We start from the raw sequence: 22,046 nt of genomic DNA, 5'->3' as shown, positions 1-22,046 counted from the left end.
GCTGGGGCCAACGCGACCACATTGCCGATCTTGATCCAGCCCGACCACCGCCATAGGCCAGGGTCCGGAACTACGTGGGGAGCAGGGTTCCTGCCGGATCGGCGAAGCCGATCTGGGAGGTTGGGCTCAGTGCCCGACAGGCGCTGCCCGGTTGCGGGCGCGGAGCGTCCGGCAACGGGAGCGCCTCAGGCGTCGTCGTCGGCGACCCAGTTGACGAAGCGGTGAAGGGGGTACATGCCGTCGTGCGGGTTGCCCATGGTGCCGGTCATCGCGCTGCCGAGCCGGACTACCCGCTGGACGCCGGCGGTGGCGAGTAGGTCGCGGATCTCGGCCTTGCGCTCGGGTGGGTAGACGCCGACGGTCTGCGTCGCGACGTTCGCGAAGTGGGTCGCCTCCGTGAGTGAGGCGACCGGGATGACGTTGACGGTCTTGTTCGTCGGGTGGAAGTCGACGGGTTCGGGGGAGCGGACGACGAGGCCGGAGCCGTCGTAGTCGCCCCAGACGCGGTAGTCGGGTTCGAGGTAGCGCATGCCCTCGGCGGCTTCGCGGATGTCGCTGGGGGTGGCGGGGCCGACGGCGCTGGCGAATTCGCGGTCGACGTTCAGCCGGTCGCGTAGCACCGCGCAGAACCGGTCGAGGCGTTCCAGCTCCTCGTCGTCGTCGGCGTCGCATTCGACGGCGATGTGCCGGGCGGCGAGGCAGGCGTCCTGGTTGAACACCGTCGCGTCGGTGGCGGCGAGTTCGGCGACCTCCCGCATGGTCTCGTCGGAGGCGAGTGCTTCGCGGCCGAGGATCGCCATGGAGACCTTTGGGTCGAAGGCGACGAGGTGGAAGCCCGGACCGGTGTACTTGATGATGTTGTTGATCGCGGCGCCGCCGCCCCAGCCGATGATTTTGTCGAAGTACTGGGCGCGGTAGAGGATGTTTTCGATCTTGGCGTCGCCGCCGCGCCAGTAGACGGCTGACATCGAGCGCAGGACCGGGTGCTCCGGGTCTATGTCGGCCATGGTGCGTAGTACTGCGACGGCGGTGAACGGGTCGGCCGAGGGCAGTTTGAACACGTTGATGGCCTTGACCAGTGCCGCGTCGGCGATCGACGTCATCGCGCCGGACGGGGAGTTGCCGGCGAGCATGTGCACGAGCCGCGGCGGGAACGCGCGGATCCGCGTCGTCCGGCCGTTGAAGTCGGTGTGCTCCACCCAACCGTCAAGGACCCGCGGGTCGCGGAACGTCTTCTCGAGCCGGAATTCCATCGACTGGCGGGTGAGGAACTGGCCGGGCCGGCGGAAGGTGCTCTCGATCATCCGCCGGGGCATCTGGCTGACCTGCGCCGTGAGCTCCAGCGACTCCTGCAGATAGGGGTTGCGCTCCAGGTCCAGATGCTGGGCGACCTCGACGAGGTAGTCGATGATGTCGGTCACCGGCACGTCGAACGCCGGCCCCTGCTGGGTGCGCGGTGTGATCAGCTCGTTGAAGTTGATCCGTGGCGTCACGAACGGCACGCCGAAGTCGCGCGACAGGTATTCGACGTCCTCGCCCCAGACGACCTTGCCGCGGATGACGTGCGGAACCTTCAGCTTCTTCGGCCTCACCGACTCGGACGGCGCGAGACCGGGCGAGGCGGTCGGGGCAGCCGGGGCGGCCGGGGCGGCCGAGGAGGCCGAGGGGGAGACGGCGGCGGCACCGGCGGTGGATTCGGTGATGGTCATGTGCCGCTCCCTCAGTTGTCGATGAAGCCGCGGACGTAGGCGTCCATGGTGCCGGCGCAGGTGATCTTGTCGCCGTCCGGAAGGTCCTTGTAGCGGGTGATGTCCTCGGCCACGGTCGGCCCTTCGCGGCCGCAGGAGCAGACGCCGAAGTCGGCGATGATCTGGTCTCCGCTGATCGTGGCGCCCCAGCGGCCGTCGACGGAGAAGTCGAAGAAGGCGGCCCGGCCCTCGACCTGGCCGTCGGACAGCGGCGCGAGCGTCTCGCCGAACTTGTCGAGCACGAACAGGACCAGCCCCGGCGGCACGTGGTAACGGCCGGACAGGCACTTCACGCTGCGCAGGTTGACCTCCTGCATCGCGTAGTAGTGCAGGAAGCGGCTCGGCTGGATGTTGAGCAGCTCGAAGATGCGTTCGCGATAGTCCGGCGGCAGGGTCATGCCCTTCAGCCCGCCGGCGACCTGAAGGCCGTTGGCGCCGGTGATGTCACCAGGCGCCACGCCCTTCTCGCGCAGTATCTCGCTGAGCCGGTAGAGCATCGGGAACATCGAGTTGAAGAAGATGTTCTCGTCCCTGTGCGCGATCACCTGCTCGGCCAGGAACTGGAGCCGGTCCTCGACGTCGGCCTGCCTGGCCGCGCCTTCGGCCTCGAACGCGGCGACCTCGTCCGGTGAGGCGGTGCCATCCGCGATCGCCCGCCGCATCGCGCCGAGACGGGCCATGTACTTGTGATGGTCGGTGACCGGCTTCGACTCCGGCAGCGGCAGCGCGTCGTGGCGGCGGTAGTTGCTCAGGAAGACGTCGCGGATGTACATCGCCGAGCTGATGCCCGTGTCCGGCCCGACCGGTACGACGTGCCACTCCCTTGCCGGCGGCATGCCGAGCCAGCTCAGGCTGTCGAGCAGGTTCTGACCGGAGGCCTCCCGGTCGGCCATCGTCTTGTTGAGGAACGACGCCTTGCCCGACGTGCCGGACGAACTCGACACCAGATGGCCGTGCTCCTCCAACCGCGCGATCCAGCCATCCAGATCCTCGACACCCGCCACGTCCACATCCGCCACCCGGTAGGTCGACACCGAGTCCAACCAGCGGTTCAGCTGCTTCCACCGTCCCCTGGAGACGATCGTCTCCGGGTAGCTCTTGTAGGTCGTGTGCGGGAACAGCAGCCCGACCATGTCCTGCGCGGACCGGATCTCCTCGACGCCCTCGGCCTTGGCGCGCCGCGCGAGCACTGGGACCTGCGCTCGGCGCTCCTGGAAACGGGCATCCAGCGCCGCCACGGTGGCCTCGCCGAGCGCGGCCGCCTGGCTGGTAGCCGGTTTGCTGGTCGTCCTGGTCGTCCTGGTCGTCACGGACATGACGCCCCTCTTCTGAGGTCGGTGCGGCTCCTGGCGGGGTTACTACACCGAGAAGTCTAGTTTTAACCAGACTCGCGAGTCTAGTTATTGCCGGGATCCGCGCCCAGGTCTGCCAGACTGGAGGTCATGACGTCCCCACCGGACGCGCGCCCGACGGCCACGCCGCGCCGTGGCGGCCGGCCGACCCGCGAACAGGCGGCGCGGCTCGACCGGGACGTCCGCGAGCACGCGCTGCGGCTGTTCCTGGAGAACGGCTACGAGGGCACCTCGATGGACGCCATCGCCCAGGCCGCCGGCACCACGAAGGCCTCGCTCTACGCCCGGTTCCCCAGCAAGGACACCGTGTTCACCTCGGTCTTCCACTGGGCCATGGGCCGACCCGACTGGCCGCTCCCAGAACCCGAGCCGCCCGACCTCGACGACCTCGAAGGCGCACTCACCGCCATCGGCCAGGCCGCGCTACACCGCGCCCTCGACCCGTCAATGATCAAGGTCAGCCGGATCGCGATCGCCCAGGCCGACCGGTTCCCCGAGCTCGCCCACCGGATCCAGCTCGGCGCCGCCGGCGGCTCACCCCGTCAGCGCCTGGTCGCCGATCTGCTGCGCCGCCACGCCGCCGCCGGAGCGATCACGCTCACCGACGATCCCGAGACGCTGGCCGACCTATACGTCGGCATGGTCTCCAGCGCGCCCGCCCGGCTCGCCTCGTTCGGCGTCCTGCCCGACCCGGTCGAGGCGGACCACCGCGTCGAGGCCGCCGTCCGCCTCTTCCTGCGCGCGCTGCGGGCCTGAAAGAGCGGATTCCCTACGCGACCGAGAGAATCGCTACCCGACCGAGAGAATCGTCCGGTTGGACGGCTCGGTGGGGACCGTCAGGCCGAGGACGACGGCGAGCTCCGGGGCGGCGGCGTCGCGCAGCGGCGCCAGCGCGGCGAACTGGGCGCGGACCGTCGGGCCGCGGGTGGCGCCGCCGGCCAGCACCAGGGCGTTGATCTTCTCCCAGCTCAGGTCGTTGCGAGCCAGCATGGCCGAGCAGCTCTCGATGGCCGGGGCCATGACGGGCTCGACCAGGTCCCGTAACTGCGCGGGCGTGAGGCTGAGCTCCAACAGGAGGTCCGGCAGGAAGACGTCCGCCGCCCGGCCTTCGGACAGCTCCTCGCGGAGCATCCGAGCGGCGTCGCGCAGGTAGAGGGCGCGGCGCCGTTCCGCCTCGCCGTCGGCGTCCTCGATCTGGTAGCGGTCGCGCAGCCGCGCGACGATCGCCGTGTCGAGGGCGCGGCCGCCCGCCGCGTCGTCGCCCACCTGGTCGAGCACGTTGGCCACACCCCGGTCGGCCGAGACGAGGGCGGCGTCGAACGTTCCGCCGCCGATGTCGATGACGACCCAGGTGCCGTCCTCGGGTCGCGGCCCGAGTGCGGACCGGGCGGCGGCGGCCGCCTCGTCGACGATCGTGACGGTTTCGGGGGCGAAGCCGGCGTTCTCCCCGACCTCGAGCAGCGCGGCGCGCTGGTCAGCCGAGAAGCAGACCGGCGCGGACAGCACGAGCCGGTCGAATCCGCGTCCGGCCTGGCGGCGGGCCAGCCGGGCGGCGTGCAGCACTGGCTGGGCGGCGGCCTCGACCGGAGCGAACGGATGCCCACCGACCAGCCTCGGCTCGTCCTGGCCGAGCTCCCGCTTGACGTCGCTCCAGTACCAGTCGGGGCGGCCGATGCGGCGCGACCGCGCCGCGTCCCCGACGAGCCAGCGCCCGTCGGAGGAACGGGCGACGGCCGTCGGGAACCAGGCCAGCTGCGTCGCCGGCACCCGGACGACGACCGGGGCGCCGCCGTCGGAAGTCGTGTAGGCGGCCCGGGTCCAGGTCGTGCCCAGATCCACGGCCAACAGCCATTCGCGCGCCATTCCGGTCCGTCCTCTCGCCGGTTCGTCCCCATCGAGGAACGGCATCGAGTCCTGGACAACCCCATCGGTAGCCCCGCGCATACCTTGTTTGTCCCGGCCGCCGTGGGCCCTGGCCCGGGTTACGGGGCGGCGTCGTCATGATTACCACAGACGTCGGGAAAGGCGAACGCCCACCGTGACCGAACCGCCCAGAAGAGGCGGTCGACCCACTCGGACACCTGCCACGGCCCCGCGGCTCTCCGGTCAGGCGGTGGCCCGCGTCCGTAGCTCGAACTTGACGACCTTGCCGGTGGCGTTCATGGGGAGGGCGTCGACGACCTCGACCCGGCGGGGGACCTTGTAGTTCGCCATCCGGGCGCGGCTCCAGGCGATGACCTCCGCCGGGTCGACGGCCGCGCCGGCGCGCGGGACGACGAACGCCACCCCGACCTCGCCGAGCCGGTCGTCGGGGACGCCGACGACGGCGACCTGGGCGAGGTCGCCGCGTTCCAGCAAAGCGGCCTCGATCTCGGCGGGGTAGGCGTTGAAGCCGCCGACGATGAACATGTCCTTCTTGCGGTCGGTGATCGTGACGTTGCCGGCCTCGTCCTGGATCCCGATGTCGCCGGAATGCAGCCAGCCGTCGGCGTCGATGGCCTCCGCCGTCGCCTCCGGGTTGTCGAAGTAGCCCTTCATGACGTTGTAGCCGCGGATGACGATCTCGCCGGGGGAGCCCGGTGGCAGCGGGGTGCCGGCGTCGTCGACGACGCGGACCTCGACGCCGGGGATCGCCCGGCCGGAGGTGCGCGCGACGATCTCCGGGTCGTCGTCGTGGCGGCACATCGTCGCCGTCCCGGTCGTCTCGGTCAGGCCGTAGCCGGTGACGACCGTGCGCAGGCCGAGCTCCGAGCGCAGCCGGCGGACCAGCTCGACCGGCACCACCGCGGCGCCGGTGACGGCGAGCCGCCAGCTCGACAGGTCGTAGCCGGTCAGGTCGCTGTTCAGGATCGTCTGGTAGATCGCCGGCGGGCCGGGCAACATCGTCACCCGCTCCTCGGTGACCTTCTTCATCACGGACGGCACGTCGAAGACCGGGTGCGGCAGCAGTGTGGCGCCCGCCAGGAGACAGGCGAGCATCCCGGACTTCAGCCCGGCGGTGTGGAAGAACGGGTAGACGAGCAGGTAACGGTCGCCACGGCGCAGGCCGACGACGTCCGACCAGGCCGTGTAGACGCGGGTCGACGCGCCGTGGGTGAGCATCGCGCCCTTGGGCGCGCCGGTGGTGCCGGAGGTGAAGACGATGTCGCAGACGTCGTCGCCGTCGAGCGCCGCCGTGCGAGCGGTGACGGTGGCGGCGAGCGCGCCGTCCGGGTCGAGCTCGGCGCGGGCGAGGAACTCGTCCCACCCCGTCGCGCCGGGGCGGGCAGGCGCCGCGAGCAGCACGATCTCGTCGAGCGCGTCGAGATCGTCGCGGTGCTTGGCGAGCATCGCGAGGTAGTCGGTGTCGAGGAAGCCGTCGACGAGGAACGCCAGCCGCGCGCCCGAGGTGCGCAGCACCCGCGCCGCCTCCTGGCCCTTGAAGCGCGAGTTGATCGGTACCAGGACCGCGCCCGCGCGGTAGACGCCAAGGGCGACCCGCACCCAGGCCGCGCCGTTCGGCGCCCAGACCGAGACCCGGTCACCGGCCCGCACTCCGCTGGCGACGAGCGCCCGGGCCACGGCGGCCGTTTGGGCGTCGAGGTCGGCGAAGCTCAGGCGCTCCTCGCCGTCGACGACGGCCTCGGCGGTGGGCCAGCTGGCCGCCGCCCTGGCGAGCGCGGCGGGGATCGTCGCGGGCACCCGCTCCGTGGCCTCCGAGGCCTCCGGGTCCGCCGTCGTGCCAACCGCCTCGTCCATCTGCCGCCCCTTCGCCGTCGAGAAGGCACCCGTCATGAGCGCATCGGCTGCGCCGAGCTCGTAGATTATATAAGGTATGCAATATCGATTGGCGGATCGACATCTGTCGTCGATATTTGACCAATCGCTTGCTTGGGAAGCGAACCGATGGCGTACTGATCGGTGGTGCGCCGTGCGACGGCGGCTGCGCCCGCGATCCGTTGAACCGATGGCCTACGAGTGAACCGATGACCTGCGAGGTGCTTGATGCCGGATGCGACCGCCCCGCTGGCCGGGGTACGCGTGGTCGACGTGTCGATGCTCGGCCCGGGCGCGCTGACGACCCATCTGGCCGACCTCGGCGCGGACGTCATCAAGGTGGAGCCACCGGGCGGCGAGTACGTCCGCAGGATGGTCTGGCCGTTCATCCACGGCGTGTCACTGCTGCACTGGCACATCTCCCGGGGCAAGCGCTCGATCGAGCTCGACCTGCGCACCGACGCGGGCATCGAGGTCTTCAGGGAGCTCGTGCGCGGCGCCGACGCCGTCGTCGAGGCGATGCGGCCGGGGGCGCTCGACCGGCGTGGGCTCGGCTTCGCCGCGCTGCGCGAGATCAACCCGAAGATCGTCATGTGCTCCATCTCCGGCTACGGCGCCTCCGGCCCGTACCGCGACCTGCCGAGCCACGGCATCGCCTACGACACCTGGGCGGGTGTCGTGAAGCCGGCGGTCGACGATGACGGGTTCACCTACCTGCCGGAGCACGCCTCGATCGGCATCCACGCCGGCCCGCTGTTCGGCGCGTTCGCGCTCGTCGCGGCGGTGCTCGCGGCGCGCGAGACCGGGCAGGGGTCGCACGTCGAGGTCGGCCAGGCCGATGCCGCCGCCGCGATGGACTGGCTGCGCAGCGAGAGCTGGCGCGCCTACGAGCGGCCCGAGGACGAGGTGACCGGCAACCCGGTCGACAACTACGAGCGGCGCACCCCGGGAACCGCCGGCATGGAGGACGGGGTCCGCTACCAGATCTATCCCTCGGCGGACGGCCACATCCTGTTCATGGCCTCCGAGCGCAAGTTCTGGCGGAACTTCTGTGAGGGCGTCGGCCGGCTCGACCTCTTCGAGCGCCGCCCCGGGGCCGAGTTCGCCGACCACGCCCGCGGCGACACCGAGACACGCGTCGAGCTTGTCAAGATCTTCGCCACCCGGACGACGGCGGAGTGGATCCGGTTCGCGGGCGAGCACAACACGACGATCGCGCCGGTGAACACCCCAAAGTCGATCATGGAGGACCCGCAGTTCCGGGACCGGTTGCCCTGGCTGCCCGCGTCGAAGTTCGTCATCGACCAGCTGCCGTTCCCGGTCCGCTTCGACGGCCGCAACCCGGAGCCACAGGGGCCGGCGCCGTCGCCCGGTGAGGACTCCGCCGAGGTGCTCGCGGGCGTCCTCGGCTACGACGAGGCGAAGGTGGCGAGCCTGCGCGCGGCCGGCGCCTTCGGCAAGGTGGCCGACGCGGACGGCGGCGCCGACGCCGACGCGGGCGGAGCGGCGTGACGGCCGTCATTCACTTATGATATTTTATACAAAATCTTGATCAGCTGGCTGGGCTGACCGACGTAAGGGGCGGGCAATGGGGTTGCTCGACGGCAAGGTCGCGATCGTCACCGGTGCCGGGCACGGTATCGGCCGTGGCCACGCCCTGGAACTGGCCAAGCAGGGCGCGAAGGTCGTCGTCAACGACCTCGGCGGCTCGGTGCGCGGCGAGGGCGCCGGCCGAGCGGCCGACGAGACCGTCGCGCTGATCGAGAAGCGTGGCGGCACGGCCGTCACCGACTACTCCGACGTCGGTGACGCCGAGCAGTGCGGCGAGCTCGTCCAGCGGGCCGTCAGTACCTTCGGCAAGCTCGACATCCTGGTGAACAACGCCGGCATCGTGCGCGACGCGGTGATCTGGAACATGCCGCCGGAGGACTTCGACGCGGTCATCCGGGTCCACCTGCGCGGCACCTGGGCCACCTCCCACCACGCGGTGAAGTACTGGCGAGCGGTGGCGAAGTCCTCGGGCGGCAAGGTCGCCGGCCGGATCATCAACACCACCTCCGGCGCGGGCCTGGGCGGCAACTTCGGCCAGTCCGGCTACGCCGCCGCCAAGGCGGCCATCGTCGGCCTCACTCTGACGCTCGCGCTGGAGCTGCAGCGCACCGGCGTCACCGTGAACGCGGTCGGCCCCGCCGGCCTCACCCGGATCACCGCCACCATCCCCGGCATGGGGGAGGCGTTCGAGCCGGACGAGGTTCCCGACGGCGAGTTCCATCCGATGGACCCGTCGAACAGCTCCCCGCTGGTCGCCTGGCTCGCCAGCGACGAGGCCGACCATGTGACCGGCCAGGTCATCCGGGTCATCGACGACCGGATCATCTGGATGCGCGGCTGGACGGAGCGGGCGACCGTCGCCTCCGGCGGCAAGCGGTGGGACGCGACGAAGCTCGGTGAGATCCTCGCGCAGGACGTGTTCGAGACCCGGGGCGCCGGCCTGCGCTTCGCCCAGTCCTGACGCCATGGCGGTCGACCTCACCGAGCTGTTACGGCCGGCGCACACGGTCCTGCTCACCCAGGAGTGCCAGAACGGCGTCATCGGCACGCCCAGCTCCCTGCCGGCGCTCGCCGAGGTGGCACGCGCGTCGGGAATGATCGCCAACGTCGCGCGGCTGGCCGCCGGCGCCAGGGCCGCGGGCGCCGGCGTGCTGCACTGCATCGCGGCGCGCCGGCCCGACGGGCTGGGCGCCAGCACCAACGCCCGGCTGTTCCTCGGCACGGAGAAGTCGCCGGTCAGGCAGCTGCTCGGCACCCCGGCGGTCCAGGTGCTCGACGAGATCGGGCAGGAGCCGTCCGACCTGGTCTCGGTCCGGCTGCACGGCGTCTCGCCCGCCGGGGGCACCGACGTCGGCGCGCTGCTGACCAACCTCGGGGCGAGGACCGTTGTTATCGTCGGGGTGTCGACCAACGTCGCCATCCCGGCGGGGGTCTTCGACCTGGTGAACCTGGGCTACCAGGTCGTCGTCCCGCGCGACGCGATCGCTGGCTTCCCGATGGAGTACCGCGACATCCTGATTCGCAACTCGCTGTCGTTGTGCGCCACCATCGTCACGACCGACGACGTCCTGGCCGCGTGGGAGAAGGACGCCGCCGGCTGAGCGGTGTCGCGGCGGCGGACCTCCCGGCCACGGAACGCGAAGTTGACGTCAGAGTCAAAATCTTCTAGCGTGAGATGGCCCACGGGCCAGCTGGTGACCTTCCCGTGGCGAGCGAGTAACGACTGGAGGACGCATGACAGCGCTGAAGGCCGGCGCCCGGCTGCGGGATGACGCGACCGGGACGGAGGCGGTCGTCGTCCGGATCTCGGCGGAGTCGAGCCTCGAACTGCGCCCGGGCGGCCCGGTCTCGCTGGGCAAGCGTTACACCTGCGCGGTGTGCGACGCGCAGGTGCTCATAGCCAAGGCGGGCGCGGGAGAGCCGGTATGTCACGGCGAGGCGATGTCCATCGCGCAGGCCAAGCCGCTGCCGTCGTCCGACTGATTCCGCCGTCTGACTGATTCCTGATTCTCCCCGGCACGGAGCCGGCCGCCGCCGACTATTCGGCGGCGGCCTGGCCCGCGGGGGTCTCGGTGATCCGAAGGGCGTTCAGGAAAAGCTTTGCCAACTGTTCGACGCCCTCCTCGAACTCATAGTCGAACAGTTTTTGTACGAACCACATCTCGGCGAATCGGTTCATCATCGCGCCGAGTGCCGGCAGCGCCAGCTCCGGGTCCAGCGCCGGGTCGATGTGGCCGCGCTGCTGGAGCTGACGAATCATCCGCATGACCCGCGGGTTGCTCTCCTGCAGGTGCTCGTGGCGGGAGATGTTCAGCTCCCGGTCGTAACGGCAGACCAGCTCGATGACGCCGATGATGCGGGCCTCGGCCTGGTAGTTACGCAGGAACTGGCGGCTGCCCTGGCGGATCCGGTCGGCGGGGGAGGCCGTCGAGGTCGCGTCGAAGACGACGGTGGACAGCGGCGACTGGAGCAGGTCGGCGAGATCCATCGCGACCTCGCGGAAGATCTGCTCCTTGGAGTCGAAGTAATGGTAGAAGGAGCCGTGTGACAGGCTGGCGCGCTCGGCGATGTCGGAGATTCGCGCGTCGAGGAATCCGTCCTCCTCGAACACGGCCTTCGCCGCCCTGACCAGCCGCGCCCTGGTCGCGGCGCCCTTGCGGGAGCGCGGCCCCCCGGTCTTCTCCCGGTCCGCCGGCGCTGCCGTGGACACGTCATCCGTGGACGTCACGGTTATCCTCCACGAAATTCCTCCCACCGACGGTGTGGGACGAGTCTACCGGTGGATTGTCATTGACGTCGACGTTAAAATTAAATTGGGCGTGTCGATCCCGCCAGTACCGACCGGCCGGACTGGCCGGTCGGATGCGTGCCCATCGGTACGGCGAGATCGCCGGCCGCCCGGGACGGGTCGCCGGCCGCCGCCGGGCGCCAGCCATACCAGGTACCCAGTACTCCAGTTTCACCATGGCCACCGGGGCCCCGGCTATGCGGGCCTCGCGCCAACTATGTCAGGGAGAGTCGACATGTCGTTATTCGACGCGTTCCGCTACGACGGCAAGCACGTGTTGGTGGTAGGTGGCGCCACCGGTATGGGCGCGGCCGCCGCCGAGCTCGCGCTCGCCGCCGGCGCCGAGGTCACCGTCCTGGACATCGCCGAGATCACCGTGCCCGGTGTCAAGGCCGTCCCCGTCGACCTGCGCGACCCGGCGTCGATCGACGCGGCGCTCGGCACCCTCGGCGGCCCGGTCCACGCGGTGCTGTGCGCCGCCGGGGTCGCCGACGGCACGCCGGGCATCGAGAAGACCAACTTCCTCGGCCACCGCTACCTGCTCGAGAAGCTGCTCGCCGCGGACAGGCTGCCGCGCGGCTCGGCCATCGGCTTCATCTCGTCGGCCGCCGGGCTTGGCTGGGAGCGCAGCCTCGACGAGCTGAAGGAGTACCTGGCCATCGCCGACCTCGAGGAGGCGTCGGCGTGGGCGATCGAGCGCAAGCACGCGGACTACATGTGGAGCAAACAGGCCGTCTGCGCCTACGTCGCGACCCAGGCGCTGCCGCTGCTCAAGCGCGGCATCCGGATCAACGCGATCTGCCCCGGGCCGACCGACACGCCGCTGGCGCGGGCGAACGCCGAGACCTGGCTCGGGTTCGGCGCCGGCTACCGGGCCGAGGTCGGCATCGAGGCGGCCACCCCGCTGGAGCAGGGCTACCCGCTGGTCTTCCTGTGCTCCGACGCGGCCGCCGGGATCAGCGGCATCACACTGATCACCGACGCCGGCCACTTCGCCGCGGGCAACACCGAGACGTGGCCGGCGGACACGGGGGCCGTCCGCTTCCTGCTGGGCAAGTTTTGAGCCCCGCGCATGACCTCGGCACGACCGGTGACCTCGTCGGTGACGTCGCTGGCCGGCCGGCGCCGGGCGGCCCGCCCCCGCTGACGGGCGCGGTCTCGGCCGCCGACGTGCCGGGCATCCCGGGTGCCCGGCACGTGCGGCACGTGGCCCCGGAGGAACACGTCTTCGCGCCGATCCGGGTCTTCGTGCGCCGCGTCGGCGACGAGTTGCACGGTTCGATTCCGATGGTGCCCGAGCTGTACGTGCCGGGAACGACCTGCGTGCGGATGGCGGCGCTGGCCATCTGGACGGACTACCTCGGTGGGCGACTGTCCATCGGCGTGCTGGCGCCGCGGGTGCCCGTCACGCTCGACCTCGGCGTGGAGCTCAACACCCGTTCCTGGGAGACGCCCGAGATCCGGGTGACCGGTCGGCTGGTCAAGTCGGGGCGCTCGGTCGTCGTCATCGCGACCGACTTCCGGCGCCCCGACGGGACGCCGCTGGCGCTGGGCACGGCGGCGTTCATGACGGCGGGGGATCCGTCGCTGGTCATGCCGCCGCTGCGCTGGGAGGACGAGGACGAGACGCTGCGCTTCCCGCGCCCGCCGCTGCGCGGCCCACTGGCCGAGCACGCCGGCTGCGAGGTGCGCGCGCCGGGGGTCGCCGCGGTGGCGCGCACGGAGAACGGGCTCAACTCGTCGGACACCGTCAACGGCGGGCTGATCGCACTCGCAGCCGAGGAGGCGGCCCTGTCGCTCACCCCCGGGGTGCCACTTTCCTCGATGCTGCTGCGGTTCCTGAGCCCGGTGCGGCGGGGGCCCGCGGTCGCGACGGCGCGGGTGTCTGACGGCCTCGGAGTGGTGGAGGTACGCGACGCCGGGGCCGAGGACCGGCTCGCGGTCCACGCGGTGACGCGGAGCTTCCCTGACATCAGCAGTATGTGAATGCCCACTCCGGTGCCGAGGCAGCCGCCTGCCTCGGCACCGGCGGGTTCACGTGGGTGTCAGAGGCGGTAGAGCTTGCGGGCGTTCTCGCCGAGGATCTTGGCCTTCGCCTCGGGCGAGATCGTGTTCATCTTGTCCGCGACGGCCTCGAGCGGGGCGGGGTAGAGGCAGGTCGGGTGCGGGAAGTCGGTCTCGAACAGGATGCGGTCCTCGCCGACGGCCTCGACGAGCGCCGCCAGCTTGCCCTGGTTCTTCTCGAACCAGAATGTCGCGTAAATGTTGCTCCTGAAGTACTCCGACGGCGGCTTCTTCATCGCGGCCAGCTGGCGGGGAGCATTCTCGCTCATCTCGTAGTCGAGCGTCTCGAGAATGAACGGAATCCAGCCGACGCCGCTTTCCACCGACACGGTCTGTAGGTCGGGGTGCCGGTCGAATATGCCGGAGAGGATTAGGTTCGTCACCACCCGCGCATTGCCGATGAACAGCAGCGTGCCGCCGATGGCGAGCTTGGTGTTGGCGTCGTGTGACGGCCACGGGTACTTGCCGTAGAACGTCATGCCGGTGACGCTCGCGCCGATGTGGAAGTGCACCGGCAGCTGGAGCTCGGTGCAGGCCTCCCAGAAGGGGTCCCAGGCCGGGTCCCCGAGGTCGGGGGAGCCGAGGTCCTGCGGGTCCGAGGTCATGTTCACGCCGCGCGCGCCCAGCGCGGCCACCCGGCGCGCCTCGGTGACGCAGAAGTCGATGTCCCAGGCCGGCATCAGCGGGAGCGGGAGCAGCCGGTTGCCGGACTGCTCCTGGATCTCGGCCATCTCGTCGTTGTAGATCTGGATGGTCAGCTTCGTGAGCTCCGGGTCGGCGGACGTGCCCAGGTCCTGGCCGCCGAGGCCGATCGTGCTGGGAAAAATGATCTGGGCGTCGATGCCAAGGTCGTCCAGGACGCCGATGCGGACCTTGGGGTCGTGCGCACCCAGGTGGATCTGGTCGAATGTCCAGTGGAACAGGGCCTTGTCGGCTTCTTCCTTGCTGCCGTCCCGGGCGATGACGCCACCGGGGCTGAAGTGCCCCATAGGGTGACCGTCCATGACCCAGGTCGGCACACCGTTCACGTCACGTGGCTGGGGTACCCGGTCCTTGTAGGCGGCGGGCGCTCGGCTGGTGAAAAGATCGGCTCGTTCGGACCAGTGGGAGTCGGCGTCTACGATAAATAAGCCGTCCTTCGACATAGACGTCAATGCTAGATTTTCCCCATGGCATACGCAACCGTAGACGGTTTATCGATCTCCTATGAGATCGTCGGCTCGGGCGACGGTCAGGCATGGGCGATCACTCCGGGTGGCCGTTACAGTAAGGACACGCCCGGTATCCGTGAGCTGGCCACGGCACTCGCCGAGGGAACCGGCGGGCGGGCCCTGATCTGGGACCGTCCCAACACCGGCGCCTCGGATGTGTGTTTTACCGGCGAATCCGAATCCCAGATGCAGGCCGATGCCTTGGGCGGGCTGATCCGTCAGCTCGGGCTCGGGCAGACGATCATCGCCGGCGGCTCCGGCGGCTCCCGGGTCTCGATGCTGACCGCGGCCCGCCACCGCGACATCGCCGCAGGGCTGGCGATCTGGTGGATCAGCGGCGGTATCTACGGGCTGATGAGCCTCGGCGTGCACTACTGCTCCGGTTCGTTCGTCGCGGCGTGGAACGGTGGCATGGAGGCCGTTGCCGCGCTGCCCGAGTGGGCCGAGGTCATCGAGGCCAACCCGGGCAACCGCCAGCGCATCCTCGACCAGGACCGGCAGACGTTCATGGCCACCCTGGAGCGCTGGATGGCGGTCTACTGCCCCGACGACAAGGCGCTGGTCCCCGGCCTGTCGGACGCGGAGGCCGCCAAGCTCGACCTGCCCACGCTGGTGCTGCGCAGCGGTGCGAGCGACATCCACCACCGCCGCGAGACGTCCGAGAAGATCGCCGCCGCGCTGCCGAACGCCCTGCTGCGCGAGCCCCCGTGGGGCGACACCGAGTGGGCCGACCGGCACACCCCCGAGGCGGCCAAGGAGGGCCTGTTCGCCCGCTGGCCGCTGCTCGCGCCGTCGCTGCTCGAGTGGTGGCGCGAGGCCTCCGCCTGAGCGGCCCACCGGTACCCGTGGGCCGGCCCCGTCGCGGGCCGGCCCACAGGCCGGTCGTCTCACCTCTCCTCGGGGCGGCCCGGCGGCGGACTGGCGATCAGTCGCTGCTCGATAAGTAGGCATTTACTCTCTTTGTGGTTTTCGGGACGGGGTGTGCGATGGCGGCGCCGGTGCGGGTGGGAGTACTGGACGACCTCGCGGACGGGCCGCCGAGCCCGACGGACCTCACCCGCTGGCTGCGCCTCGTCGCCGACGAGGCGGTCGCCGGCGGCCGGCTCGACCGGGACGTCGAGCTCGTCCCCGCGTATGGCCTGGGCCTGCCGTCCGGTACGGCGGCGGCCGTCGAACGGGCCTTCGCCCGGCTCGTCGACGAGGATGTGCTGCTGGTCGTCGGACCGGCGATCGGTGACAACGCGTTGGTCGCCGCCCCGCTGGCCGAGCACCACCGGATCGCGACGATCAACTGGGCCGGGACGGAGCGGGCCCGCGGCGAGTGGATGTTCCACCTGCAGGTCGGCTCGCACGAGGACGAGGGCGTCGTGCTGGCCCAGCGCCTGGCCGCGCTCGGCGCCCGGCGCCTCGGCGTCGTCCACGACCGGTCGCCGATCGGGCGGCGCTACCTGCGGTTCCTGTCCGCCCAGGCGGACCTGCTAGGCCTCGCCGTCACGGCGACCGCGGTGCTGCCGCCGCTCGCCGAGGACGTCACGGCGCAGGTCGGGCAGGTCCTCGGCGCCGGTGTCGACGCGCTCGTCTACCTGGGGCTGGGGCGGACGGCTTCCGCGACGGGTCTCGCCGCGGCGGCGGCCGGCTGGGACGGCCCGCGGGTGATGAACTCGGCCGGCATGTTCGGCCGCCAGCCCGGCGTCGCCCAGGCGATCGACGGCTGGACGTACATCGACATGTACTCCGACGACAACGCGACGCTCGCCGCGCTGCGCCACCGCCTCGGCGTCCCGCCGGAGCGCTCGGCGGCCGTCGCCAAGGGCTTCGACCTGGGCCGGCTCGTCGTCGAGGGCATCGCCCGCGCTCCCGAGCTGACCCGCGCCGGCGTCCGTGAGGGCCTGGAACAGATCAAGTGGGTCCCGGCGGCCGAGGGTCACGAGGGCACCCTGCTCTCCTTCGGCCAGCACGACCGCGGCGCCCTGCACGGCCGCTACCTCGTCCTGCGCCAGTGGTCGGGCGGCGAATCCGTCGAGGTGCGCTGACCGGCGCCGGCTCCGGCTCCGCCCGCGCCTCGGTGGATGACGCTGGGTGTTGGCCGACGTGCCGCGTCAGCGGCTCTCGTAGCGGGCGCGGGCGAGGGCCGTCGCGGTGTGCGCGGCCTGCTCGAAGGGCTCGAGGGTTCCGGCGGCACGGCACAGGACGTGGGCGCCTTCGAGAAGCATGAGCAGGGCGGTGGCCAGGCCGGCCGCCTCGTCGGGCGGAAGCCCAGCCGCCGCCATCCGCTCGGCCAGCGTCCGGGTCCACGACGCGAAGATGCTGGCGGCGGTGCGCCGGAGGTTCGTGTCGCCAGGCTCCCCCTCACCATCGGCGACGCTGATTGCCGCGACCGCACAGCCACCGCCCGTCGCCGAGGCGGCCAGCACGGGCCGGACGGCGTCGAGGAACGCCGTGACCACGACGAGCGGGTCGCCTGCCGGCAGCGCGGCCAGACCGGTGCGCACGTCCTCGCCGTTGCGCGTCGCCGCCTCGGCGACGAGCTGCGCCTTGCCGCCGGGAAAGTGGTGGTAGATCGCGCCGCGGGCGGCGCCGCTGTCACGGAGAACGTCGGTGAACGACATCCCGGCCACACCGCGGCGCTGCAGCGCCTGGACTGTCGCGTCGACCATCCGGCCACGGGTGTCGGCCACAACGCACCTCCGCACGCCTTGACTAGTACGACCATCCTAGTGCAGGGTAATCGCTAGTACGTACGTACTAGCAACCGAAGCGGAGACCTTCATGCCCATCACCGTCACCGCCCCGCGCGGCGAACTCACCGAGACCGGCGAGCGCCAGATCCTCCCGCTGCTGACCGAGGCCCTGATGGCGGCCAGCGAGGCGACCGGCAATCCGTTCTTCACCAGCATCGTCGGCGGTACCGTCCATGTCCTGGACCCCCAGGACATCTATGCCGGCGGCGTCCATCGCCGGCTCGTGATGGTGGAGCTCAAGCTGCCGAACATCGGCCTGCCCGACCCCGCCAGCCGAGCCGCGTTCATCGCCGCGGCGACCGACATCGTCGACGACCTGACTGTGGACGGCCACGGCCGCGACGACACCTGGGTCAACATCCTCAACGCCCCCGACGGCGGCTGGGGTATCGGCGGCGTCGCCTACACCGGCGACGCCCTCGTCACCGCGGCCACCCGGTCCGCCCTGCTCGCCTGACGCCACCCCAGGAGATCGCCGTGCACGTGTTGTCAGCGTCGCGATCGCAGCGAAATCCCGACGCTGACAACACGTCGGTGCCGATCAAGGTGGTTGGCTGAGGACGCTAGGTCGATTTCTCGCCGGGGTTTCTGAGGCGCCGCGTTTGGAGAAGTCGTTGGCGCGTTGGCGCGTTGGCGCGTCGCGCCCGGGACCCGAGGACGGCCTGGTTCATGCCACGGACGATTGCTCGACGGTTGCGGGCCAGACGCGCGCAGCGTTGACGTTCTTCGTCGTTGCTTGGCTTGTGCGGCGCGCCGGCGTCGATGGCCGACGTCGCCGCGCTGGAGACCTTGTGGATCGTCGCACGGAAGACTTCGCCGCCGAGGATCTGACCGAGCAGGACCGGCCCGCCACGAGCCGGCGCGTGATCGGCCGTCGCGGTGTGATCGCCGGCCTGGCCGCCGCACCCGTCCTCGCCGCCGCATCCGCCTCTGCCGCCGCTGCCGCCGGGGCGGGCAGCGGGCAGGGCAAGCCCGGGCGGCCTGCGACCCTGGTGATCGGGCACCGCGGCGCGTCCGGCTACCGGCCAGAGCACACCCTTGCCTCGTACGAACTGGCCGCCCGGCTGGGCGCCGACTTCGTCGAGCCGGACCTCGTCGCCACCAAGGACGGCCACCTCGTCTGCCGGCACGAGCCCGACATCGGCGGCACGACCAACGTCGCCGACCACCCCGAGTTCGCCGCCCGCAAGGTGACGAAGACGCTCGACGGCGTCGCCCTGACCGGCTGGTTCACCGAGGACTTCACGCTCGCCGAGCTCAAGACGCTGCGCGCCAAGGAGCGGATCCCGGACGTCCGCCAGCACAACACGCTCTACAACGGCCGCTTCGAGATCCCGACGCTGATCGAGGTGCTCGACCTGCGGGGGCGCCTGTCGGCGGAGCTCGGCCGGGAGATCGGCGTCTACCCGGAGACCAAGCACCCGACCTACTTCCAGAAGGCCGGGCTCGCGCTGGAGAAGCGGCTGCTGGACACGCTGGTCCGCTACGGCCTCAACGACAAGAACGCGCCCGTGTTCGTGCAGTCCTTCGAGACGAAGAACCTGGGCCAGCTGCGCAAGCTCGGCCTGAAGGCCCGCGCCGTGCAGCTGCTCAGCGCCGCCGGCGCCCCGTTCGACCTGGTCGACGCCGGCGACCCGCGCACCTACGCGGACCTGATCACCCCGGCCGGCCTGAAGACGATCGCGACGTACGCGAACGGCATCGGGCCCGACAAGAACCAGATCATCCCGCGGGACGCCAGCGGCAACCTCGGCACCCCGACCACGCTCGTCGCCGACGCGCACAAGGCCGGTCTCGTCCTGCACCCGTACACGTTCCGCGCCGAGAACAGCTTCCTGCCCACCGACTACCGCGTCGGCACGGTGGCCAGCGACTACGGCCGGGCCATCGACGAGCAGGTGACCTTCCTCAGGACCGGCATCGACGGCCTGTTCACCGACAACACCGACGTCGGCATCCTCGCCCGCGCCGCTTTCCTGGGCGGCTGACCGCCCTCGGCACGCACCAGCACGATGGCGGCCGGCCGGGACCAACCACCGGACTCCCGGCCGGCGCACCATCCGTCCTGCGGCGCAGCCCGTCCGCCGCGAGCGCCGCGGTGACCACGTGGTTGGAGGCCCGGGAGCAGAAGTCGTCCCCGGCCGCCGACATCCGGTCAAGGCGCACATTTGTTGGTTCGTGCAGGGGAGTACGCCCCGCGGGCGTCTCGGCGGGCCGTCCGGGCGTGCGCCTGTCAGGAATCCGTGTTCCCGGTCTGCGTATCCCCTGTGTCGGCCTCCCCGAGCAGTTTGAGCAGGGCATTCCACACCCCCGGCCGTTTAATGGCCTTGTCGAGTGCCCCATGGAATGCGTAGTAGGCCGTCACGTCGGCTCGCGAGCGTCGCTCGCTGGCTCTTCTCGGCTTCGCTACCCAGCGGACGTACACCGACCGAACCTCTGCCGTCTGCTCCTCCCACTGCGACCAGGCGTCCGCGCGGCTGAGCGCCTCAAACAACTCGTCCGGAACCAGGTCCCGATCATCCGCCACGACGATGATGCTCCCACCGAACCGCCCTGGCGTGTCCGGAGGTTCTGATGTTCCGGGGCATTTCAGAACTTGACCCGTGGGTTCGCCGCCAGAGAGCCGCGGATCGACTTCTCCATCTGATCGTCTGGTGGGAAAACCGTAGCAGCGCGCCAGGCCGCACCCAAGATCCCATCAGATCGCTGGGCCGTTCATGATCTGGTGAGATCCTCGGAGTCCCAGCTCCGAAAATCCCACCGGATCACCGGCAGCTTCTCGCCGTGCGATCGTCGGGGACTCTGGCTTCAGGGCCGGTGGCTGGCGAGTGGTGGAATGCTGGTGGGACACGAGCCGGGACGCGTCGGCTTGCAGTGTTCGGCTGCAGGGGGCAGGTGGAGCAGGGCCTGACGGCGGTAGAGCTGGCCGGTGGTGGCGGGCTGTCGACCAGCGAGATTGTCAGCCTGATCTTATTTTGCGAAATGGCCGGGCGCTCCGGGGATGGTGACGCGGTCGAAGCTGAGCGACCTGCTCCGGCACCACCGACCGGGCGGGACCGCCGCGCTCCCGATTCCACCCGCCCGCCCGGGCAGTACTCGAGTTTCGTGGCTGTACGCGAGCCAGTGCCCGGCCGGGCTGGAAACATCGAACCAGTCAGCGGGCCCGGGGCAGGTGGCGGGTGTGGGTGAAGGTGCCCTTGCCGAAGGCGAGGATCTTCGTCGGCCGGACCGCGAAGACGAGCGCCAGGCCACCGGCCTCGTGGTGGAAGCCGTCGTCGGCGACGTCGAACTTCCAGCTGCCGTCCCACCTGGTCCGCCAGGCCGCGGCGAGCCGGGTGAGGGATGCCCGGTCGGTGACGCGGACCGCCTCGCCCTCGACCACCACGTCGAGCCCCTGGTCCCAGGCGTCGCTGCCGGTGGTCAGCACGACGTTGGGGTTCGTGGCGAGATTGATCGCCTTCTGCTCCGTCGGGCCGGTGGTGAAGTGAAGCGCCTCGTCGAGCCACACCGCGACCAGTGGCGTGACGTGCGGTCGCCCGTCGCCCCGCACGGTCGAGATCCAGCTGATCTGGGCCGCCTCGAGCACGGCCCGGGCCGCGGCCCAGGTGGTGGGCTGGCTGTCGGGATCGCTGAACCGCTCGTCGAGCTGGGTCACCGGGTCATCCATCGTTACTCCGATCGTCGGTGGTTGGCTTGTCCGGCCTGGCGGAGCCGGGGAACGCGTCGGCCACGATGCGGTCGATCTCGGCCGCGGCGGACAGATCCTGGCTGAACCGGTTCCGCATCACCGCCACGGCCACGCCCGAGTCGAGGTCGGCGTACGCCGCCGAGCCGTTCGACCCGACCATGCCGAAGGTCGATCCGGGCCGCGAGCTGGCGCCGCCTGGCCGGTAGGGGCTGAACCCGAACGTCCAGGTGGTGGGCACCTCCATGACCTCGTCCCACCCCTCGTGGCTGAGCGTCGCCATGGCCGCGAGGCGCGCCGGCGACACCAGGGCGACGCCCTCCACGTCGCCGAGCAGGGCGGCGTAGACGCGCGCCGCCCCACGGGCGGTCATGGTGCCGGTGGAGACGAGGTCGGCCGTGAGCACGTCGCGGCGGTTGGCGAGGTCCGCGTCGGGCCGGATGGCCGGTGGAACCGCCCGGTCGGCCGGCGAGCCCGGCTCCGGCGAGCCCGGCTCCGGCGGCGGTCCGGTAGGCCGGTGCTGGTGCGCGACTCGGACCAGCAGGGCCTCGGGGACGCCGAAGTGCACGTCGTCCTCGATCCCGAGCGGCGTCGTGACCGCCTCGCGCAGCCACCACGACAGTGGGCGACCCGAGGCGCGGCGGACGGTCTCGCCGAGCAGGAAGCCGAAGGTCTGGGCGTGGTAGCCGAACCGCGCGCCGGGCACCCACCACGGCTCGGAGCCGGCCAGCGCGGCGCACATGTGGTTCCAGTCGCACAACTGCTCGACGGTCGTGTCGTACGGCGGCGCCGGCACGCCCACCGTGTGCAGCAGCACGTGTCGCAGTGTCGCGTCCCGCTTGCCGTGGGCACCGAACTCGGGCCAGACCTCGGCGATCCGCAGGTCGTCGGTGAGCACGCCCCGCTCGACGAGCACGTGCGCCACCGCGGATGCCACCCCCTTGGCGGTGGAGGCCGCGTAGAACAACGTGTCGGGCCGGACCGGGAGCCGCCGCCCGGCGTCGCGCTGACCAGCCACCGCGTCGACGACCAGCTGACCGTGCCGCACGACGGCCACCTGCAGCCCCACCTCCGCGCCGTCCCGGACCATCCGGTCGATCGCGGCCTGCACGCGTGCCTGGAGGTTGTTCGCGCTCATGCGCTCGTCCAT

The 22,046-nt window shown here is 70.9% G+C and carries 21 protein-coding genes; 11 read left to right on the top strand and 10 right to left on the bottom strand.

Going from position 1 to position 22,046, the window contains the following annotated elements; translation table 11 throughout:
* Positions 1-185 precede the first annotated feature (185 nt).
* The gene (locus FRCN3DRAFT_RS0231805) at positions 186-1,709 is read right to left on the bottom strand and encodes an acyl-CoA reductase (protein WP_007508351.1); all 1,524 of its coding nucleotides are present in this window, start codon (positions 1,707-1,709) and stop codon (positions 186-188) included.
* An 11-nt stretch (positions 1,710-1,720) separates the two neighbouring features.
* A complete protein-coding gene (locus tag FRCN3DRAFT_RS0231800; RefSeq protein ID WP_007508346.1) occupies positions 1,721-3,064 on the bottom strand; it encodes a hypothetical protein in 1,344 nt (447 codons plus the stop codon).
* A 126-nt stretch (positions 3,065-3,190) separates the two neighbouring features.
* Between FRCN3DRAFT_RS0231800 and FRCN3DRAFT_RS0231795 the strand changes: the two genes are divergently transcribed.
* On the top strand, positions 3,191-3,856 hold the full coding sequence (locus FRCN3DRAFT_RS0231795) for a TetR/AcrR family transcriptional regulator (RefSeq protein ID WP_007508343.1): 666 nt from the start codon (positions 3,191-3,193) through the stop codon (positions 3,854-3,856).
* Between the two features lie 33 nt (positions 3,857-3,889).
* On the opposite strand, the gene FRCN3DRAFT_RS0231790 is transcribed toward FRCN3DRAFT_RS0231795, so the two are convergent.
* Both FRCN3DRAFT_RS0231790 and FRCN3DRAFT_RS0231785 read right to left on the bottom strand, forming a co-directional pair.
* A complete protein-coding gene (locus FRCN3DRAFT_RS0231790) occupies positions 3,890-4,963 on the bottom strand; it encodes an Hsp70 family protein (RefSeq protein WP_007508341.1) in 1,074 nt (357 codons plus the stop codon).
* Positions 4,964-5,206: 243 nt separating this feature from the next.
* The gene (locus FRCN3DRAFT_RS0231785; protein ID WP_051466427.1) at positions 5,207-6,838 is read right to left on the bottom strand and encodes a FadD3 family acyl-CoA ligase; all 1,632 of its coding nucleotides are present in this window, start codon (positions 6,836-6,838) and stop codon (positions 5,207-5,209) included.
* A 246-nt stretch (positions 6,839-7,084) separates the two neighbouring features.
* On the opposite strand from FRCN3DRAFT_RS0231785, the gene FRCN3DRAFT_RS0231780 reads away from it, so the two are divergent.
* The 4 genes from FRCN3DRAFT_RS0231780 to FRCN3DRAFT_RS0231765 all read left to right on the top strand — a co-directional run bounded on the left by FRCN3DRAFT_RS0231780 (position 7,085) and on the right by FRCN3DRAFT_RS0231765 (position 10,390).
* The gene (locus FRCN3DRAFT_RS0231780) at positions 7,085-8,368 is read left to right on the top strand and encodes a CaiB/BaiF CoA transferase family protein (RefSeq protein ID WP_007508338.1); all 1,284 of its coding nucleotides are present in this window, start codon (positions 7,085-7,087) and stop codon (positions 8,366-8,368) included.
* Between the two features lie 76 nt (positions 8,369-8,444).
* On the top strand, positions 8,445-9,368 hold the full coding sequence (locus FRCN3DRAFT_RS0231775) for an SDR family NAD(P)-dependent oxidoreductase (protein ID WP_007508336.1): 924 nt from the start codon (positions 8,445-8,447) through the stop codon (positions 9,366-9,368).
* Between the two features lie 4 nt (positions 9,369-9,372).
* Positions 9,373-10,008 (top strand): cysteine hydrolase family protein, encoded by a 636-nt coding sequence (locus FRCN3DRAFT_RS0231770; protein ID WP_007508334.1) that lies wholly within the window; start codon positions 9,373-9,375, stop codon positions 10,006-10,008.
* 133 nt (positions 10,009-10,141) lie between these two features.
* Entirely contained in the window at positions 10,142-10,390 is a 249-nt protein-coding gene (locus FRCN3DRAFT_RS0231765) for a hypothetical protein (RefSeq protein ID WP_007508331.1), read from the top strand.
* Between the two features lie 55 nt (positions 10,391-10,445).
* Here the strand turns inward: FRCN3DRAFT_RS0231765 and FRCN3DRAFT_RS0231760 are convergent, their stop codons facing one another.
* A complete protein-coding gene (locus FRCN3DRAFT_RS0231760; protein ID WP_007508330.1) occupies positions 10,446-11,135 on the bottom strand; it encodes a TetR/AcrR family transcriptional regulator in 690 nt (229 codons plus the stop codon).
* 295 nt (positions 11,136-11,430) lie between these two features.
* On the opposite strand from FRCN3DRAFT_RS0231760, the gene FRCN3DRAFT_RS0231755 reads away from it, so the two are divergent.
* On the top strand, positions 11,431-12,258 hold the full coding sequence (locus tag FRCN3DRAFT_RS0231755) for an SDR family oxidoreductase (protein ID WP_007508328.1): 828 nt from the start codon (positions 11,431-11,433) through the stop codon (positions 12,256-12,258).
* Entirely contained in the window at positions 12,255-13,181 is a 927-nt protein-coding gene (locus tag FRCN3DRAFT_RS0231750) for a hotdog family protein (protein ID WP_007508326.1), read from the top strand. Before FRCN3DRAFT_RS0231755 ends, FRCN3DRAFT_RS0231750 begins: the two co-directional genes overlap by 4 nt.
* Before the next feature lie 59 nt (positions 13,182-13,240).
* Here FRCN3DRAFT_RS0231750 and FRCN3DRAFT_RS0231745 read toward each other — a convergent pair whose 3' ends face one another.
* Positions 13,241-14,404 carry an amidohydrolase family protein gene (locus tag FRCN3DRAFT_RS0231745; RefSeq protein ID WP_007508325.1) on the bottom strand — a complete coding sequence of 388 codons (1,164 nt, stop codon included), beginning with the start codon at positions 14,402-14,404 and terminating at the stop codon, positions 13,241-13,243.
* A gap of 24 nt (positions 14,405-14,428) precedes the next feature.
* Between FRCN3DRAFT_RS0231745 and FRCN3DRAFT_RS0231740 the strand changes: the two genes are divergently transcribed.
* Both FRCN3DRAFT_RS0231740 and FRCN3DRAFT_RS0231735 read left to right on the top strand, forming a co-directional pair.
* Positions 14,429-15,298 carry an alpha/beta fold hydrolase gene (locus FRCN3DRAFT_RS0231740; RefSeq protein ID WP_007508323.1) on the top strand — a complete coding sequence of 290 codons (870 nt, stop codon included), beginning with the start codon at positions 14,429-14,431 and terminating at the stop codon, positions 15,296-15,298.
* A gap of 158 nt (positions 15,299-15,456) precedes the next feature.
* A complete protein-coding gene (locus tag FRCN3DRAFT_RS0231735) occupies positions 15,457-16,503 on the top strand; it encodes an ABC transporter substrate-binding protein (protein WP_007508321.1) in 1,047 nt (348 codons plus the stop codon).
* Positions 16,504-16,569: 66 nt separating this feature from the next.
* On the opposite strand, the gene FRCN3DRAFT_RS0231730 is transcribed toward FRCN3DRAFT_RS0231735, so the two are convergent.
* Positions 16,570-17,148, bottom strand: a complete 579-nt coding sequence (locus FRCN3DRAFT_RS0231730) for a TetR/AcrR family transcriptional regulator (protein WP_007508319.1) — start codon at positions 17,146-17,148, stop codon at positions 16,570-16,572.
* Between the two features lie 91 nt (positions 17,149-17,239).
* Between FRCN3DRAFT_RS0231730 and FRCN3DRAFT_RS0231725 the strand changes: the two genes are divergently transcribed.
* Positions 17,240-17,668: a hypothetical protein gene (locus tag FRCN3DRAFT_RS0231725; protein ID WP_007508317.1), complete on the top strand. Its 429-nt coding sequence runs from the start codon at positions 17,240-17,242 to the stop codon at positions 17,666-17,668.
* Between the two features lie 409 nt (positions 17,669-18,077).
* Positions 18,078-19,199 (top strand): glycerophosphodiester phosphodiesterase, encoded by a 1,122-nt coding sequence (locus FRCN3DRAFT_RS0231720; protein ID WP_035930381.1) that lies wholly within the window; start codon positions 18,078-18,080, stop codon positions 19,197-19,199.
* Between the two features lie 245 nt (positions 19,200-19,444).
* Here FRCN3DRAFT_RS0231720 and FRCN3DRAFT_RS47175 read toward each other — a convergent pair whose 3' ends face one another.
* From FRCN3DRAFT_RS47175 to FRCN3DRAFT_RS47170, 3 genes are all read right to left on the bottom strand, one after another.
* Positions 19,445-19,738 (bottom strand): YdeI/OmpD-associated family protein, encoded by a 294-nt coding sequence (locus FRCN3DRAFT_RS47175; protein WP_007508313.1) that lies wholly within the window; start codon positions 19,736-19,738, stop codon positions 19,445-19,447.
* Between the two features lie 627 nt (positions 19,739-20,365).
* A complete protein-coding gene (locus tag FRCN3DRAFT_RS0231710; RefSeq protein WP_007508311.1) occupies positions 20,366-20,878 on the bottom strand; it encodes a pyridoxamine 5'-phosphate oxidase family protein in 513 nt (170 codons plus the stop codon).
* A complete protein-coding gene (locus FRCN3DRAFT_RS47170; RefSeq protein WP_007508309.1) occupies positions 20,871-22,034 on the bottom strand; it encodes a serine hydrolase domain-containing protein in 1,164 nt (387 codons plus the stop codon). Before FRCN3DRAFT_RS47170 ends, FRCN3DRAFT_RS0231710 begins: the two co-directional genes overlap by 8 nt.
* Positions 22,035-22,046 lie beyond the last annotated feature (12 nt).

Source organism: Pseudofrankia saprophytica, from assembly GCF_000235425.2.
GTDB classification, from domain to species: domain Bacteria; phylum Actinomycetota; class Actinomycetes; order Frankiales; family Frankiaceae; genus Pseudofrankia; species Pseudofrankia saprophytica.
The sequence above is the reverse complement of the archived record's forward strand: the minus strand, read 5'-3'. Positions and strand labels throughout refer to the sequence as shown.